This window comes from Streptomyces silvae (assembly GCF_016745505.1).
In the GTDB taxonomy this organism is placed as follows: Bacteria; Actinomycetota; Actinomycetes; order Streptomycetales; family Streptomycetaceae; genus Streptomyces; species Streptomyces silvae.
In genome coordinates this window covers 1-16,882 of record NZ_JAERUC010000048.1, presented here as the reverse complement: position 1 = coordinate 16,882, position 16,882 = coordinate 1, and the positions used below count along the sequence as shown (strand labels likewise).

The following is a 16,882-nucleotide window of genomic DNA, read 5'->3' as shown; positions in this document are numbered from 1 at the left end:
AACCAGCCCCCACCCCCTCCGAGGAGGACCCGCCGGAGGCAGCCTTTCGCTCTGGCCGGCACCCAACGAAGGCGTGGTTCGAGATGTCCGCGGACCTGTGCCTACGGTGCGCACGACAAGCACTGACTTCGAACAGAACTGGGGGCATGGGTGAGCACGAATTCGGCAGGACCGGTGAGCGCGTCGGAGCTGCGGCGGCGGGTTCGCGCTGCTGAAGCGGTGAAGGCGAGGACGCGGGAGATGGCCGCCGAGCACGCGCTGACTGCACGCGAGGCTGCGGTGAAGGCGGCCAAGGCGAAGGAGGAAGCCGACGTCACGGCACGGGAGGCTGCTGCTGTAGTCCTGCGGCTGTTCGACAACGATGCCGAGTTGGTTTCGGAACTGCTGGGTGTCCCGGCGGAGGAGCTGGAACGCGAGGCGAAGCCTGTTACCGCCGCTCGGGCGAAGGAGATCATCGAATCGCTGCGAGCCCGCGCCGAGCGGCCCCGCACTACCCGAATTCGTAAGCCTCGGGCGGATGTGGCAGACGCGGCTTCCTCGACCTCGGGCACCCCGGCCCCGGTCGTCACGGCGGACGGCAGCCGGGCTGATGCCGCTTAACAACGACATCGGGCCCGGACTCTTCCCGCTCGCGGCGGTGAACGGGTCCGGGCCCGTTCACGTTGACGAGCAACTTTCCCTCATTGGCGAGCCAACGCCGGTCCGTATACCGGCCGTTGAGTGGATGTCCTGGCTGGCCAACGAGTCCGTTCGGGCCCGGTACTGGGCAAAGGTCTACCGAACCTCGTCAACCGAGGACTGCTGGTTCTTCTTCGGCGGGATCTCCAGCACCGGCCACGCCAGCTTCAGGGCGGCGTCGCGGCCGGGCAGGACGCGACGCGGCACGGTGCCGGGCCACCTCTACGGGTACCAGCTTGCGCACGGTGTCATCCCTCGGCTCGGCTGGGGTACCGACAGCCCAACCGTCTGCCACACCTGCGACAACCACTCCTGCCAGCAGCCTGCGCACCTGCGACTGGGGACAGCGGCGGAGAACCGGGCCGAATGGCTGGCCCGCCGCAGAGACCCGGGTAGCCCCCTCGCTGACCTTCGCGGCCCGGCCGGACGCTCCCGCACCATAGGTTCCGCCATCCGGGCCGGCCGGAACGGCGGGGAGTCCGAAGCGAAGATCGCAGCACGTATCCGTGCGGCGATTGCCGCGGGCCGTCCCCTCAGCCTCTGGTAATGCGAGGCACGGCCCTACCCGCAACCTTCATGATGCACCTTGGATGCATGCGAGCGTCCGGTCCGCAACGACGCGGGACGGTCTCGATCGACTCCACCGTCGCAAGGGCTCACCAGCACGCAGCCGGCGCCCGCGAAGAAAAGGGGGATCAACCCGAGGGCGAGTCGGATGAACCGGCAGCAGTTGCGGGTCGCGAGGCGCTCGGCCGACCCCGGGGCGGGCCGACTACCCGCAGTGCCGTCGTCGCTCATCCGCAGCAGCCGCGACCGGAACCTTTTACGGTAGTCATTCTCGACGCTGCTGAGCAGCGCGTTGGTGTCCATCATGCCGACCAGATGCGGTGCGCTTGAACTGAGAGATCAGGCGCACGTCTGACGATCGATAGACGCTGGTCTTCCGTCATGAGTCAACGGTAGTCGTCGGGCATGACGGCCTCCAGCAGGTTTCCAGAGTCAACAGGGTCTTTTACGGCATGACGAACGTGGCGCTGTACTTCGCCCGGGTCACCGCGACATAGAGCTTCGCTCTGTCTCCGGCCTGGGTGCAGTCTCGGGTCTGGTAGTAACTGATCATCGGCTTCGTCGGGAAGATGAGCACGCGCTCGAACGTGCTGCCCTTCGAGGTACCCATGTTCATTGCGTCGAGACCGCATGTATCGGCTCGCTTGTCCCAGCGCAGCACCATCGGCGCGTACTTCTCTGCATACTCCAACACAGCCGATTTGCTGATCGCGAAGATGCCATCGTGACCAGTCATTTCGGTGTTCTTGGACACGGTACGCGCAAGGTCGGGGTACAGATCGTCTGCGAAATCACAGATGTCCTGGTTGCAGCGGTAACTCTCTACTCGGTTTTCAACGAGGCATAGGTCGGTACGCATAGCCAACCACTCAACGATGCCGCTCCCCTTGTACTTCGAGTTCTTTGTAGCGTTGTTCGTTGCGAAGGTGGCCTGGCGGGGATCGCCAACCACCGTGACGGAAATCGGCGACTTCATCAGCAGGTCCAAGAGTTCGAGGTCGTACCCCGCCATGTCCTGGATCTCATCAATGAAAATGTGGTCGTACATCCGCGAAAGACGATCGACCACCATACCCTTGCTCAGTTTGTTAGCCTCGAAGGAGAACGCCGATACGCCGTCTCGATATGCCGACTTGCCACGGTCTAGGTAGTACTGCTGAGGCTTGCTTTTTGGGATGTACCTCGAACGCTGTCCCACGAAATTGAGCCCACCCATCATTCCCGCTTCGCCGAGAACAAAGCCCTGATAGGGGCGAGCACATTCGTTGAGAAGAAACGTGAACCAACCCATGACCGTGACGTGTCTCGGTAGCACTCCAGTGCCCGCGCTCAATCGGCTCACGATCTGGTGGAGGTTTTCGTTGGTGTAAGTCGTCACCAAGACGCGCTTGCTCGGATCTGCGATGACGCAGTCGATGATGTGCTGGGTCTTCCGCGAGCCGGCCGCCGCGATGACGGCCAGATTATTAGGCGACTGCATCCCTGATGTACTCCGGCATGTTGATGGTCTGGTCGCTAGAGAAGATCATTAGAGCACAGGTTGTCTTTCGATCCTCCATGTGTTCAAGCAAGTCTGCTTCGGAGGTAAAATTCTCTCCGAGGATAGCGTTCATTGCGATGAGACCGTTCGCCTTTAGGAGTTGCGGCTCAAGGGTCTTGTACGTCTTATCCTGTCCCACGTGAACAGAGATGTTCGGGAAGACAGTGTGAGCGGCGTACTTTCGCTGCACCTCTGCGGCCTCGGTACCGTCGTTGTCCCTCACGACGGCGACCACATTGCCGGTGAGTGATGCGATATCCAGGAACCGACGAAATGCCAGTCCACGAACGCTGATTACGTCTACGCCGTCTTCAATGGGCAGGCAACCATGAAGGTCCCTGTAGGCCCGCTGAACAATGAGTTCATCGGACGGCCCTTCCACAAGGATTGACCGTCGAGCAAGCACAAGGCGCAGGGTGTCGTAACCCGACAGCTTACGGAAGTAGTCCTGCGTGTCCGCCGGAAGGCTGTCGAGGCGGAAGCCCTCCGTCGCCGAAAGTAGGACGAGCTTCTCAAGCCCCAGCTTGTTCAGCACGTAGGAGCTGTGCGTAGTGATAAATACCTGCTTGCCGTCGCACTTGTCGCTGATCTTCTTAACCAGCTTGCCCAAGTTGGAGAATGACAGGTGGTTCTCCGGTTCTTCAACCAGGACGATGTGTGCGTCTTCGACCTTCTTGTTGAGAGCAAGAAGAATTTTGAGCGTACTCTGCTCCCCCTTGCCCACATACTGAAATGGCAACTCGTCGAGGTGTGGAACGATACTGCTTTCCCAGCTCGATTTCTGCGAAACATCGATACCGAGCGTTAGTTCGCGATCACTGACGTCACTTGGAGCGCCCCGCAGCTTCTCATTAATCTTTACAATCGAGTCGTCTGCTGCAAAATTCTCGCGGAGGCTGCGATAGGCGCGCGTTAGCTTTACGCGTTCATCTGGCGCAAGGTGCGAGTTGATGATTCCGTTCAGGTAGTAGTCGACACCACTCTGAAGGTGAATGTTAGAAGCGTCAATCAGGGAGGCCGTTGCAGGAATACTGCGGAAGGTAATGCCATTGCCCGAGAAAGCCAGCCAATCGACCCTGTAGTACTCGGTGGGAATCAATCTGACTTGCGTCGGATCCTTGATGAACTCCTTGTACTCAGGCTCGTAATCCGGGTTAAGCGCAACACGAATACGAACACCCGACTCATTGACCCTCAGAAGATTATTGGTTCCCATCAGCTCAGCAGGCGCAGTTTTACTGTCGAGGAACAGCTCAACGATGATCTCTGGTGGCCTGGCTTCTCGCCCCTCTCGGAGGGCGGCGATGTACTCGGCGGTGGCCTCTTGGTGGAACAGATACGGCGACAGCTCCTGGGCAAGCAGCCTGCCTCGCAGCCTGCCCGTGAGCGCAAGGCTGATTGCTTCAAGAATCGTCGACTTACCGGCGTCGTTATCCCCGACCAAGATGTTCATCTTGGGGTCGAAGTCGAGTTTGAAGTTGCGAAATGTGCGGTAATTCTGAATGATAATTTTCGAAAGCATCTGCCCCCCCCATTTTCAACCTTCACCGCTCGAAGGCGAGCATTAGCTGAATCAACGGAATCGCTCCGTCGCTCAAACCCCCACCGCACGCCTTCGAACAAGTGGCGAGGATCGTAGCAGGCATCACCGCAGTTACAGGAGTAGAACCGACAAACTTCTTCTAACACCTATACGTTTGGAACAGACGTGCGAATCCCCCGGCCCGAACCACGCCGCTCGCGCTCTCATACGCCTCGGGCGACCTCAACGTCGGGGCAAGCTCCTCCATCGGTCGAGGGCTGCAACGAAGAAGACTCCCCCTATCCGGTGGTCGGTCACGGGGTGTCCTTCATTCCTGGGGCTGGAAACCCGACTCACCGACAGCCGGCCTCAGCCCTTGGGTCGAACCCACTCACTCCCCATCAAGATGGCGCCCAGTCCGGCGGGACCCGGCGGCATCTTCGAGGTCGGTAGGTGTGCGTGGGGTTATATGCCGCTCACGGGACCGCTCAGCGCGCTCGCCTGATGCAGCACTGCCCCGGCTTCTCGCTCGATCGCCGCTTCCAATAGTCCGCCGATGATTTGGTGTTCCGTGAGCTGCTCCAGAGACGGCACGATCACGTGGTGTGCGTCGTTGCGGAGGAAGCCGACGAACCAGAGAGCTGGAGCATCTGTGGCACCGCCCAGATGCAAGGTAGAGGACGGTGCACCGTGTCTCTTCGCTCTCTCACCGTTGCCACCGGCGCCGCAACTGGCGCCGTCTGTTCGTGGCCGTGCAGGCTCGGCGTTCGCCGCGAGCGGCCAGTGCCGCTACTCCTACACCACGACGGGTACGAAGCTGTCGCGACCCCGCCAGCGGCCAGTGCGTCAACTTCGCGACCATGGCCGCCGACCCCGCTACCGTCTCGCGAGCTCCCAAGAATCTGACCGATGCGACCGCTATCGTCTTCCTCGGTACCGACTGCGAAGGCGGCACCTACTACGTCCTGCCGCCCGGCAAGGGTGCCTCCGACCGCCTACGTACGCTCCGTCGTCTTCTCCTGAGAGGACGGGCGCCCATAATCATCCCCTGCGCCTCCCCCACGGACGGCCGGCGGGTCGACGTGATGGAGTTCTTGCGCCGTGCGGGCCTACCCGACGAGGAGCAGGCGCTCGATGACTTCGTGGTGCATGCGCACAGTTCTCGTGGCGGCGGCCCCAAGCGTCGACAGACCACCTCTGACCGATTAATGCTGCTGGGCAGTCGGATACCTCAGAAACCATGCCCGGTCGTGGCCGGAGCCGTGCCCATTCTTGGGAGTTCAGCATGAGAGCGCCTGGCCTCCGCCTCCTGGCAACTCACGCGGCTTTGGAGACATGCTCAGCTGTGGAACCCATAGCCCACTCAACAGCAGCCACGACCTCGTCGTCCGATGCCTCCAGCAGGTGTCCATACCGGTCGACGGTCGTCGTGATCGACTCATGGCCGAGGCGGGCCTGAATCACAGGCAGTGGGACCTTGCCGGCGATGAGCCAGGAGGCGTGCGTGTGGCGGAGGTCGTGGACGCGCGGACGCTTGGTAAGGCCAACAGCGTTGGCGGCGTCGATGGCAGGCTTCCAGCGGTGTGCGTAGAACACGCCGGAGTGCCAGGCCCCGCCTTCTGGCGCGGTGAAGATCAGGTCGGTCGGCTTCTTCCCCTGGCAGCGGCGCCGGAACAGTTTCACCTGCTCCGGGGTGAGCACGAGCGTCCGGCGTGACTTCTTGGTCTTGGGTGCGCCGAGGAACGTCCCGCCCTCTCCACGCCGCTTCCAGGCACGCTGCACGCGGAGCGTCGGCCGTTTCGACGCGAAGGTGAAGTCCCGGGGCTGTAGTGCCGTCATCTCGCCCCACCGGAGGCCAGTACTCACCAACGCATCGACGATGTCGACAGCGTCGGCACGCACATGCGTCTTAAGGAGGGCGTACTCCTCGGGTTCGAGGAAGACCTCGTCATCCTCGGTGTCGTTTCCCTTGGGCAAGCGGGTGTGGGCGCACGGGTTCGAGTCTCGCAGTGCGGGGTCGGCACTCACAGCGGACTGGAAGATGCTGTACAGCAGCCCGTGAAGGTTGGCGATCGTCTTCGGGGCATACGCCCGGCGCTTCGTACCTGCTGGGTGCAGGGGGCCGGGCCTCCCGTTCTGAAGGTCCAGAATCCACTGGCTGACGTGCTCTCGGGTGAGCCTGCTCCCCCGGTTGGAGACTGACAGCTCGCCGAACCACGGGATCATGTGGTTATCGATGAATCTCGTGTAGTTGGTTCTGGTGTGCTCAGATATGTCCGTCAGTAGCCCCACGTAGGCGTGCGCGTAGACCGCGAACTTCTCCGAGTCCGGCAGCGGAGGCTCGTTCGCCTCAACGAATCCCTCGCCCTTGACCCACCCCGGCGGCCATTGCTGTCCGTGACCGTTGACCAGGTCGCGGAACCGCTTCGCCGGATCGTCATCGTCGAAGGTCTCGCGACACCACGCCCCTGTTCGGGAGCCGCCGGCCCGCCACATGACGGTGTACGAGGGGGCTCCGGACAGCCGGGAATTGGTCTTGATGTAAGCCATGGGAGCAAGCGTACGAGGCTTCGGTGCGGCGTTCGTGCGGCGAATGCCTCGTCTGCGCTAGCGTGAAACCTACGTTTTCGCAGGTCACGACGTTTCTGCTGTGGTGGGGCGGGTGGGACTCGAACCCACGGCCGACGGATTATGAGTCCGCTGCTCTAACCGGCTGAGCTACCGCCCCGTCTCGGCGTGGCGCGTACAAGTGTGCGCGCCGTCTGCCGCAGCATAGCCGGTCATACGATCTCCTGCTGGCGATGGTCGGCTTCGCGTGACCATGAAGACAGTGCTGCGTGCTGCCCGGTTCCCGGCGGTACGGAATCGCCCCGAAAGAGTCACCGGACCCTCTTCCCGGGCACGCGAAAAAGGGCCCCTCAGGGCCCTCTTCCGTTCCGCTCCCCCGACTGGACTCGAACCAGTAACCCTCCGGTTAACAGCCGAATGCTCTGCCAATTGAGCTACAGGGGATCGCGCTCCCCCGACTGGACTCGAACCAGTAACCTGCCGGTTAACAGCCGGCTGCTCTGCCAATTGAGCTACAGGGGATTGCTGCGTTGCCTCGAATCGTACCTGCCTGGCGGCTGCCGAGCGGCGCGCGTTCGCTGCGACACATACATTAGCGCAAGCAGGGGGGTGCTCCGCCAATCGGTATCCCCCGGGGTGATCTCGGTGTGTGCGGGTAGGCGGGCAGCACACGTCGCACGGAGCGAAGGAAGGGTGGCAGCCATGCGGTACCGGCTCACGTTCATCGCCGGAGTGGCCCTGGGTTACGTGCTCGGCACGCGAGCCGGGCGCGAGCGTTACGAGCAGCTGAAGAAGGCCGCGCAGCAGCTGGCCGAGAATCCGGCGGTGCGGAACGCGGCGGAGTCCGCCGCGCACGGCGGCCGGGACTTCGCCGGCAAGGCGTACCACTCGGTGAGCGAGAAGGTCGGGGACAAGGTCCCGGCCTCGGTCTCCGACCGGGTGCGCTCGCTGCGGGAGCGCAACGGCCACGGCGGCAGCGACGACTGGGGTACGACGAACACCTGAGGCCCGTTCCGTACCGGGCACCCGCCCGGTACGGAACGGCCCGCGTTCCTTCCCCGTACGGCGCGGGCGTCTCCCCCGTACGGCGCGGACATCTTCCCCGTACGGCGTGCGCGTCTTCCTCGTACGGCCCCGCGCACCCGTCCGCCCGGCGGCCCCGCGCCCCGTCCGCGCAGGCCCGGCACAAGCGTCCCCGCAGACCCCGCACACCGTCCCGCGTACGGAACGGTTCCCGGGTGCGGCAGAATCGTGTCCATGGGCATAGTGGCCGGCTTGGACAGTTCATCCGCCTTCACGCACATCGTCGTCTGCGACACGGACACCGGTGCGGTGCTGCGGCAGGGGTACGCCGCGCATCCCATCGAGGCCAAGGCCTCCGAGGTGGATCCGCAGGCGTGGCTGCTCTCACTCGGTGAGGCGGCCTCCGGAGGGCTGCTCGAAGGCGTGCAGGCCATCGGTGTGTCCGCGCAGCAGCACGGGCTGGTGCCGCTGGACCACCAGGGCAATCTCGTACGGCCGGCGCTGCTCGGCAACGACCGGCGTGCGCAGGCCGCGGCTGCGGATCTCATCGACGGGCTCGGCGGGCGGCAGCCCTGGGCCGAGGCCGTCGGGGCCGTACCGCAGGCCGCGCAGCCCGTGGCGAAGCTGCGCTGGCTGGTGCGGTCCGAGCCGGAGAACGCGCAGCGGGTCGCCGCCGTGCTGCAGCCGCACGACTGGCTGGTGTGGCAGCTCCTCGGCCGGCCCGCCCGCAGGACGACCGACCGCGGGGCCGCGTCCGGCACCGGTTACTGGTCGGCGGGGACCGGCTCCTACCGGCCCGATCTGGTGGAGCTCGCGCTCGGCCACCAGGCCGCGCTGCCCGAGGTGCTCGGCCCGGCCGACGCCGCGGGGACCACACCGGAGGGGCTGCTGATCTCGGCAGGCACCGGCGAGACGATGGCCGCGGCCTTCGGGCTGGGCGTCTCCGTCGGGGACGCCGTGGTCTCGCTGGGGGCGTCCGGTTCGGTGATGGCCGTGCACCACGAGGCGCTGGCCGACCCCACGGGCATGATCACCTCCTTCGCCGACGCGACCGGGATGCATCTGCCGGTGGTCCATACGTCGAACGCGGTACGCGCGCTGCGCGGTACGGCCGAGATGCTGGACCTGGAGGGCCTGGACGAACTGTCGGCGCTGGCGCTGAAGTCGACGCCGGGCGCCTCGGGGCTCGTCCTGCTCCCCTATCTGGAGGGTGAGCGCACCCCGCACCTGCCGCACACCGCGGGCACGCTGAGCGGGCTGCGGCGCGAGTCGATGAAGCCCGAGCACCTCGCGCGGGCCGCCTTCGAGGGGATGCTGTGCTCGCTGGCCGACGCCCTGGACGTGCTGCGGGACCGGGGTGTGGAGGTGCGGCGGGTGTTCCTGCTCGGCGCCGCCGCCGAACTGCCCGCCGTACAGGCGCTGGCACCCGCGGTGTTCGGCACCCAGGTCGTCGTGCCGCAGCCCGCCGAGTACGCGGCACTGGGCGCCGCCCGGCAGGCGGCGTGGGCGCTCGGGGTCTCGCAGGGGACGCTCGACACGCGTACGCCCCCGGCCTGGCAGGGCGCCGCGGCGCAGGTGCTGGAGCCGGGTGAGGAGCTCGCCGTGGGGCGTGCGGTGCGCCAGCAGTACGGGGCGACCCGGGACCAGATCCACCCCGGGGCGTTCGGCGGAACCGCCTGAGGGACGCGGCCCGGAATTTGACCGGGACTTGGATAAAAGCGTTGGCAGTCGGGGACCACGGTGCCGGAGTATGGACCGGCCTCTGCCCTACGCCGACTCCGAGAGACACGCGTGCTCATAAAACTCCTGCGGACCTGTCTGGGTCCGTACAGACGTCCCATCATGCTGCTGGTACTGCTCCAGCTCCTGCAGACCTGCGCCAGCCTCTATCTGCCCAGCCTCAACGCGGACATCATTGACAACGGTGTCGTGAAGGGTGACACGGGTTACATCCTGCAATTCGGCGCCCTGATGATCGCCGTCAGCGTCATCCAGATCGTCTGCAACGTCGGGGCGGTCTACTACGGCGCCAGGACGGCCTCCGCCCTGGGACGCGACGTACGCGCACTGATATTCGACCGGGTGCAGTCGTTCTCCGCCCGCGAGGTGGGGCGGTTCGGGGCACCCTCGCTGATCACCCGTACGACCAATGACGTGCAGCAGGTGCAGATGCTCGTCCTGATGGCGTTCACCTTGATGGTCTCGGCGCCCATCATGTGTGTCGGCGGCGTCATCATGGCGCTCGGCCAGGACGTCCCGCTGTCGGCGGTGCTGCTGGCGGTGCTGCCCGTCCTCGGTGTCTCGGTGGCCCTCATCGTGAGGCGGATGCGGCCGCTGTTCCGCACGATGCAGGTGCGGCTGGACAAGGTGAACCGTGTGCTGCGGGAGCAGATCACCGGCAACCGTGTCATCCGGGCGTTCATCCGTGACGACTACGAGGAAAAACGCTTCCGCGAAGCCAACACGGAGCTGACGGACGTCGCGGTGTCGACGGGCCGGCTGATGGCGCTCATGTTCCCGACGGTGATGACGGTCGTGAACCTGTCGTCCATCGCGGTCGTCTGGTTCGGGGCGCACCGCATCGACAGCGGCGGGATGCAGATAGGCGCGCTCACGGCGTTCCTCGCGTATCTGATGCAGATCGTCATGTCGGTGATGATGGCCACCTTCATGTTCATCATGGTGCCGCGTGCGGAGGTCTGCGCCGAGCGCATCCAGGAGGTCCTGGAGACCGAGTCGAGCGTGGTGCCGCCCACCGCCCCGGTCACGAAGCTGCTCAAGCACGGTCATCTGGAGATACGGGGCGCGGAGTTCCGCTTCCCGGGCGCCGAGGAGCCGGTGCTCCGCTCGGTCGACCTGGTGGCGCGGCCCGGGGAGACCACGGCGATCATCGGGTCGACGGGCAGCGGCAAGTCGACGCTGCTCGGGCTCGTACCGCGGCTGTTCGACGCGACGGACGGCGATGTGCTGGTCGACGGTACGGACGTGCGGACGCTGGATCCGGTCCTGCTGGCGAAGACCGTGAGCCTGGTCCCGCAGAAGCCGTACCTGTTCTCGGGGACGGTCGCGACGAATCTGCGCTACGGCAATCCGGACGCGACCGACGAGGAGCTGTGGCACGCGCTGGAGGTGGCGCAGGCGAAGGACTTCGTGGAGCGGCTGGAACACGGCCTGGACGCGCCGATCGCGCAGGGCGGCACCAATGTCTCCGGCGGCCAGCGGCAGCGGCTCGCGATCGCGCGGACGCTGGTGCAGCGGCCGGAGATCTATCTCTTCGACGACTCGTTCTCGGCCCTGGACTACGCGACGGACGCGGCGCTGCGCGGTGCGCTGTCCCGTGAGACGGCGGGGGCGACCGTGGTGATCGTGGCGCAGCGGGTGTCCACGATCCGTGACGCCGACCGGATCCTGGTGCTGGACGAGGGCCGGGTCGTCGGGTCGGGCAGCCATCACGAGCTGATGGACGGCAACGAAACCTACCGGGAGATCGTGCTCTCCCAGCTGACGGAAGCGGAGGCCGCCTGATGGCAGGACCGGGCGGACGGATGATGGCGGGGCCCACCGAGCGCTCCATGGACTTCAAGGGGTCCGGGAAACGGCTCCTGCGGAGGTTCAGCAAGGAGAAGTCCTCGCTGTATCTGATGCTGGGCGCGGGCACGCTGAGCGTGGCGCTCTCCGTGGTGGGCCCCAAGATCCTCGGCGGGGCCACGGACCTGATCTTCGCGGGGGTCGTCGGACGGCAGATGCCGGACGGCACGACGAAGGAGCAGGCCATCGACGGCCTGCGCGCGCAGGGCGACGGCGGGCTCGCGGACATGCTGTCCGGGGTGGACTTCGTCCCCGGCAACGGCATCGACTTCGACGCAGTGGGCCGGGTCCTGCTGGCGGCGCTGGTGGTGTACGTCGGCGCGGGGCTGCTGATGCTGGTGTCGACCCGGCTGTCGATCCGGGTGATCAACCGGGTCGTCTTCCAGCTGCGTGAGGACCTGCAGACCAAGCTGGCGCGGCTCCCGCTCTCCTACTTCGACAAGCAGCAGCGCGGTGAGGTGCTGAGCCGGGCGACGAACGACATCGACAACATCTCGCAGACGATGCAGCAGACGATGGGCCAGCTCATCAACTCCCTGCTGACCATCGTCGGCGTACTGATCATGATGTTCTGGATCTCGCCACTGCTCGCCCTGGTCGCGCTGGTGACGATCCCGCTGTCCGTGTTCGTGGCGACGCGGGTCGGCAAGCGGTCGCAGCCGCACTTCGTGGCGCAGTGGAAGGTCACGGGCAAGCTCAACGCCCACATCGAGGAGATGTACACCGGCCACAGCCTGGTGAAGGTCTTCGGGCGGCAGGAGGAGTCCGCGAGGGACTTCGCCGAGCAGAACGAGGCGCTGTACGAGGCGGGCTTCAAGGCCCAGTTCAACAGCGGGATCATGCAGCCGCTGATGATGTTCGTGTCGAACCTGAACTACGTGCTGGTCGCGGTCGTCGGCGGGCTGCGGGTGGCGTCGGGCGCCCTGTCGATCGGTGATGTGCAGGCGTTCATCCAGTACTCGCGGCAGTTCTCGATGCCGCTGACCCAGGTCGCCTCGATGGCCAACCTGGTGCAGTCGGGCATCGCGTCCGCGGAGCGGGTCTTCGGCCTGCTGGACGCGGAGGAGCAGGCGCCCGACCCGGATCCGGCGGAGCGGCCGAAGGAGCTGCGCGGCAGCGTCGCGCTGGAGAACGTGTCCTTCCGGTACGACCCGGAGAAGCCGCTCATCGAGGATCTCTCGCTGAGCGTGGAGCCAGGGCACACGGTCGCGATCGTGGGCCCGACCGGCGCCGGCAAGACGACGCTGGTCAATCTGCTGATGCGGTTCTACGAGGTGACGGGCGGCCGGATCACCCTCGACGGGGTGGACGCGGCGAAGATGTCGCGGGACGAACTCCGGTCGGGGATAGGCATGGTGCTCCAGGACACCTGGCTGTTCGGCGGCACGATCGCGGAGAACATCGCTTACGGCGCCTCGCGCGAGGTCAGCCGTGAGGAGATCGAGGAGGCGGCGCGCGCCGCCCACGCCGACCGCTTCGTCCGTACCCTGCCCGAGGGCTACGACACGGTGATCGACGACGAGGGGGCGGGGGTCAGCGCGGGCGAGAAGCAGCTGATCACCATCGCGCGGGCGTTCCTGTCCGACCCGGTGATCCTGGTGCTGGACGAGGCCACCAGCTCGGTGGACACCCGGACCGAGGTGCTGATCCAGAAGGCGATGGCACGGCTGGCCCACGGGCGTACGAGCTTCGTGATCGCGCACCGGCTCTCGACGATCCGGGACGCGGATGTGATCCTCGTGATGGAGAGCGGCTCGATCGTCGAACAGGGCACGCACGACGAACTGCTGGCCGCCGAGGGGGCGTACGCCCGGCTGTACGCGGCGCAGTTCGCGGAGGCGCTGGCCGAGGTCGACTGACAGCACCGCCGTCCGGCGGCGGTACGAGCGGAAACGGGGCGAGGATGACAGAAGGCGACGGAGGAAAGAGGGCAGGCGGCGATCGTGGGACCGGCGTCGCGCTCGGAACGGGCGTGGGTGCGGGTCTCGGGGCGGCGTTCGGTGTGCTGACCGGGAATCTGGCCCTGGGCGTCGGCGTCGGGATGGCCCTGGGCGTATCGGTCGGCGCCCTCCTGGGGACGGCGGCGGAAAGGCGGAAGGGCGCCGGAAGCGGTTCGTAAGGGGCCCGCGAGGCTCCGGCAGCCGCTCAGTCCAGGTAGCCCCTGAGCTGGTCGGCGAAGGCGTGGTCCCGCAGCTTGTCGAGCGTCTTGGACTCGATCTGGCGGATGCGTTCGCGTGTCACGCCGAAGATCCTTCCGATCTCCTCGAGCGTGCGGGGCCGCCCGTCGTCCAGCCCGTACCGCAGCTGGACGACCTTCCTCTCCCGCTCGCCGAGGGTGGAGAGCACCGCCTCCAGGTGTTCGCGCAGCAGGAGGAAGGCCGCGGACTCCACGGGTGAGGCGGCGTCCCCGTCCTCGATGAGGTCACCGAAGGCGACGTCGTCCTCCTCACCGACGGGGGCGTGCAGGGAGACGGGTTCCTGGGCGAGGCGCAGCACCTCCCCGACGCGTTCGGGGGTCAGGTCGAGCTGGGCCGCGACCTCTTCGGCGGTGGGCTCGTAGCCGCGCTCCTGGAGCATGCGGCGCTGTACGCGGACGACCCGGTTGATCAGCTCGACGACGTGCACCGGGACCCTTATGGTCCTGGCCTGGTCGGCGAGGGCGCGGGACATCGCCTGGCGGATCCACCAGGTCGCGTACGTGGAGAACTTGTAGCCCCGTGCGTAGTCGAACTTCTCGACCGCCCTGATCAGTCCGAGGTTCCCCTCCTGGACGAGGTCGAGCATGGTCAGGCCCCGGCCCACGTAGCGCTTGGCCACGGAGACCACGAGGCGGAGGTTGGCCTCGATGAGCCGGCGCTTCGCCATCCGCCCCATGACCACGAGCCGGTCCAGGTCGACCGCGAGCCGGGTGTCGGGGTCGGGGGTGCGGGCGAGCCGTTCCTCGGCGAAGAGGCCCGCCTCGACGCGGCGGGCGAGGTCCACCTCCTCGGCGGCGCTGAGCAGCGGTATCCGCCCGATCTCCCGTAAGTACTGGCGGAAGAGGTCCGAGGTCGGCCCGCCGGCCTCCGGGCGGCTCCGCGGCTCGGCGGGCTCGGGAGGCTCCACCGGTTCCTCCAGCACCGGCTCGGGCGTGCCCGCGGTCTCCGGGTGGCGTGTGACCCGGTTCTGCGCGGGAATCGCCGGGACATGCTCGGTCGTGGTCGGCACGGTCCGGGTCTGCACGGGGGCGACCTCCAGGTGATCGCTGCCGGATCGCGGGGATGGAGGTCCGCCCTGGACGGACCGGCCGCGCTCCGATGACTCAGGCACCGCCCCCCAGTGTGGGGTACGACACATCGCCGCCACGAGGGGCGTGCGGTGACTTTTTGCGTCCGGAGCGTGACCGCGTGCTTGATAGGGCCGGTGGGTCAGAGGGCGTCGGCGCCGTGGCTGCGCAGCGACTGGGCGTACTGCTGGAGGACCCAGACCTCGTTCTGCGCGGCGGCCAGGTGGTCAGGGGCGACGTTGCTGCCGAGGCGGGCGAGGCTGCTCTGGACGTCGTCGATCCTGCGGTCGACGGCGCGCAGGCGGACCTTGACCAGGTGCTGGCCCGCATAGGACTCGTCGATGGACTTGCCGTGGAAGACCTCGACCGCGAGCTCCGTGACGAGCTTGCGCACCGTGTCGTCGGGGGTCGCGTCGAGCACCTGGACCAGATACTCACGGGTCTCGGCCACACCCAGCTCCGCGCCGCCGGCGTCCGCGATGCACTGGCGTACGGCGGCGTACGGCGGGGCGGTGAACTCGTCGACCCCGTAGGCGTCGAAGGCCGGGGAGACCAGGGCGGGCTTCTGCAGGGCGAGCTTGAGCAGCTCGCGCTCCGTGCGGTGCGCGGGGCTGCGGAGGTTGAGGGCGGGGCCCGGCGGGGCGGCGGGGGCCTGGGCCTGCTGGTGCTGGGCGCCGGCGCGGGAAGGGGCCGGCGAGGGGCCCCGCTTGTCCCCGCGCCCGCGGGCCCACTGCGCGAGCTGGTTGACCCGGTGGACGACGAACTCCTGGTCGAGGATGCCGACGAAGCCGGCCAGCTGGACGGCCACCTCCCGCTGCACGCTGCTCGTCTTGATCTTGGCGACGACGGGCGCGGCCTCGTCGAGCGCGGCGGCGCGGCCGGCGGGGGTCTCCAGGTCGTACCGGCCGACGATCTGGCGGAGCGCGAACTCGAAGAGCGGGGTGCGGGGCTCGACCAGGTCGCGGACGGCGTCGTCGCCCTTGGCGAGCCGCAGGTCGCACGGGTCCATGTTGTCCGGGGCGATGGCGATGTACGTCTCGGCGGCGAACTTCTGGTCGTCCTCGAAGGCCCGCAGGGCCGCCTTCTGGCCTGCGGCGTCACCGTCGAAGGTGAAGATGACCCGGGCGCTGCCGTTGTCCATCAGGAGCCGTCGGAGGATCTTGATGTGGTCGTTGCCGAACGAGGTGCCGCAGGTCGCGATGGCGGTGGTGACCCCGGCGAGGTGGCAGGCCATGACGTCGGTGTAGCCCTCGACGACGACGGCCCGGCTGGCCTTGGCGATGTCCTTCTTGGCCAGGTCGATGCCGTAGAGCACCTGGGACTTCTTGTAGATCGCGGTCTCGGGGGTGTTGAGGTACTTCGGGCCGTTGTCGTCGTCGCGGAGCTTGCGGGCGCCGAAGCCGACGATCTCCCCGGAGGTGTCGCTGATCGGCCACATCAGCCGGCCGCGGAAGCGGTCGATGGGGCCTCGGCGGCCGTCCTGGGAGAGGCCGGAGCCGATGAGCTCCTTGTCGCTGAAGCCCTTGCCGCGCAGGTAGCGGGTGAGGTGGTCCCAGCCCGCGGGGCTGTAGCCGACGCCGAAGTGGGCCGCCGCCTCCTGGTCGAAGCCGCGTGCGGCGAGGAACGCCCGGCCGATCTCCGCTTCCGGGCCGTTCAGCTGCTCGCGGTAGAAATCGGCGGCGATCTTGTGCGCCTCGACGAGGCGGATGCGTTCGCCACGCTGGTGGGAGGGGTTGTAGCCACCCTCCTCGTACCGCAGGGTGATGCCCGCCTGACCGGCGAGGCGTTCGACCGTCTCCGAGAAGGTGAGGTGATCGATCTTCATCACGAAGGCGATCGTGTCGCCGCCTTCCTGGCAGCCGAAGCAGTGGAACAGGCCCTTGGCCGGGCTCACCTGGAAGGAGGGGGACTTCTCGTCGTGGAAGGGGCAGAGGCCCTTGAGGTTTCCGCCGCCCGCGTTGCGGAGCTGAAGGTACTCGGACACGACGGCGTCGATCGGGACCGCGTCCCGGACCGCCTTCACGTCGTCGTCATTGATCCTGCCTGCCACGCGTGAAGTCTACGGGCCTTTCGTTTGGATCAGGCCGGATGAGGGAGCGGGGTCTGGTGCCGTGCATCGCAAGGCGGAGGA

11 protein-coding genes, 3 tRNA genes and 1 pseudogene are annotated in these 16,882 nt (G+C 66.7%); 7 read left to right on the top strand and 8 right to left on the bottom strand.

Annotated elements, in window-relative coordinates; all coding sequences use genetic code 11:
- The first annotated feature begins 240 nt into the window (after positions 1–240).
- Both JKV81_RS06910 and JKV81_RS36095 read left to right on the top strand, forming a co-directional pair.
- Entirely contained in the window at positions 241–600 is a 360-nt protein-coding gene (locus tag JKV81_RS06910) for a hypothetical protein (protein WP_146224273.1), read from the top strand.
- A 702-nt stretch (positions 601–1,302) separates the two neighbouring features.
- Positions 1,303–1,458, top strand: a pseudogene (locus JKV81_RS36095) (IS5/IS1182 family transposase); the annotation flags it as partial.
- Between the two features lie 232 nt (positions 1,459–1,690).
- On the opposite strand, the gene JKV81_RS06905 reads toward JKV81_RS36095, so the two are convergent.
- The 6 genes from JKV81_RS06905 to JKV81_RS06880 form a co-directional block, all read right to left on the bottom strand.
- Positions 1,691–2,725, bottom strand: coding sequence for a UvrD-helicase domain-containing protein (locus JKV81_RS06905; protein WP_109881759.1), 1,035 nt, complete (start codon positions 2,723–2,725; stop codon positions 1,691–1,693).
- Entirely contained in the window at positions 2,712–4,307 is a 1,596-nt protein-coding gene (locus JKV81_RS06900) for an ATP-dependent nuclease (protein ID WP_107414843.1), read from the bottom strand. Before JKV81_RS06900 ends, JKV81_RS06905 begins: the two co-directional genes overlap by 14 nt.
- A 1,317-nt stretch (positions 4,308–5,624) precedes the next feature.
- Positions 5,625–6,857, bottom strand: a complete 1,233-nt coding sequence (locus JKV81_RS06895) for a tyrosine-type recombinase/integrase (RefSeq protein ID WP_107411333.1) — start codon at positions 6,855–6,857, stop codon at positions 5,625–5,627.
- A gap of 101 nt (positions 6,858–6,958) precedes the next feature.
- Positions 6,959–7,035 (bottom strand) — tRNA-Ile (locus tag JKV81_RS06890).
- A 211-nt stretch (positions 7,036–7,246) separates the two neighbouring features.
- Positions 7,247–7,319, bottom strand: a tRNA-Asn gene (locus tag JKV81_RS06885).
- Positions 7,320–7,324: 5 nt separating this feature from the next.
- A tRNA-Asn gene (locus tag JKV81_RS06880) sits at positions 7,325–7,397 on the bottom strand.
- A gap of 171 nt (positions 7,398–7,568) precedes the next feature.
- Between JKV81_RS06880 and JKV81_RS06875 the strand changes: the two genes are divergently transcribed.
- The 5 genes from JKV81_RS06875 (at position 7,569) to JKV81_RS06855 (ending at position 13,605) form a co-directional block, all read left to right on the top strand.
- Positions 7,569–7,880, top strand: coding sequence for a YtxH domain-containing protein (locus tag JKV81_RS06875; protein ID WP_147985161.1), 312 nt, complete (start codon positions 7,569–7,571; stop codon positions 7,878–7,880).
- Between the two features lie 252 nt (positions 7,881–8,132).
- Positions 8,133–9,578 (top strand): FGGY family carbohydrate kinase, encoded by a 1,446-nt coding sequence (locus JKV81_RS06870; RefSeq protein WP_129262772.1) that lies wholly within the window; start codon positions 8,133–8,135, stop codon positions 9,576–9,578.
- Positions 9,579–9,689: 111 nt separating this feature from the next.
- Positions 9,690–11,423: an ABC transporter ATP-binding protein gene (locus JKV81_RS06865; protein ID WP_129262774.1), complete on the top strand. Its 1,734-nt coding sequence runs from the start codon at positions 9,690–9,692 to the stop codon at positions 11,421–11,423.
- On the top strand, positions 11,423–13,345 hold the full coding sequence (locus tag JKV81_RS06860) for an ABC transporter ATP-binding protein (RefSeq protein WP_202075160.1): 1,923 nt from the start codon (positions 11,423–11,425) through the stop codon (positions 13,343–13,345). Before JKV81_RS06865 ends, JKV81_RS06860 begins: the two co-directional genes overlap by 1 nt.
- Positions 13,346–13,458: 113 nt before the next feature.
- The gene (locus JKV81_RS06855; RefSeq protein ID WP_202075159.1) at positions 13,459–13,605 is read left to right on the top strand and encodes a hypothetical protein; all 147 of its coding nucleotides are present in this window, start codon (positions 13,459–13,461) and stop codon (positions 13,603–13,605) included.
- A gap of 26 nt (positions 13,606–13,631) precedes the next feature.
- Here the strand turns inward: JKV81_RS06855 and JKV81_RS06850 are convergent, their stop codons facing one another.
- Complete coding sequence (locus tag JKV81_RS06850) at positions 13,632–14,708, bottom strand: RNA polymerase sigma factor (protein WP_099172462.1); 1,077 nt, start codon at positions 14,706–14,708, stop codon at positions 13,632–13,634.
- 185 nt (positions 14,709–14,893) lie between these two features.
- Positions 14,894–16,801: a DNA primase gene (gene dnaG, locus JKV81_RS06845; RefSeq protein WP_202075158.1), complete on the bottom strand. Its 1,908-nt coding sequence runs from the start codon at positions 16,799–16,801 to the stop codon at positions 14,894–14,896.
- Positions 16,802–16,882: the final 81 nt, after the last annotated feature.